This is a genomic window from Micromonospora sp. DH13, assembly GCF_020873825.1.
In the GTDB taxonomy this organism is placed as follows: domain Bacteria; phylum Actinomycetota; class Actinomycetes; order Mycobacteriales; family Micromonosporaceae; genus Micromonospora; species Micromonospora haikouensis.
Genome location: NZ_JAHWGR010000116.1, coordinates 1 through 316, shown reverse-complemented (window position 1 = coordinate 316; position 316 = coordinate 1). Strand labels below are relative to the sequence as shown.

Annotated in this window: 2 rRNA genes; both read left to right on the top strand. The window is 57.3% G+C overall.

Going from position 1 to position 316, the window contains the following annotated elements:
* Positions 1–127: ribosomal RNA gene (locus LPA42_RS33510) — 23S ribosomal RNA — on the top strand; the annotation flags it as partial.
* An 88-nt stretch (positions 128–215) separates the two neighbouring features.
* Positions 216–316, top strand: a 5S ribosomal RNA gene (gene rrf, locus LPA42_RS33505); the annotation flags it as partial.

Sequence of the window (316 nt, the reverse complement as noted above, 5' to 3'; positions counted from 1 at the left end):
GATGAGGTATCCCACCCCACTTTGTGGGGGTAAGGCCCCCAGCTAGACGACTGGGTTGATAGGCCGGAGATGTAAGCTCGGTAACGGGTTGAGTTGACCGGTACTAATAGGCCGAGGACTTGACTACGAAGCTGCTACGCGTCCACTGTGCAACTCTGAACAAACAGACACCCACCCCGGTTGGGGTTGTGGGTTGTTTGATATGTTCATAGAGTTACGGCGGTCATGGCGGAGGGGAAACGCCCGGTTACATTCCGAACCCGGAAGCTAAGCCCTCCAGCGCCGATGGTACTGCACTCGGGAGGGTGTGGGAGAG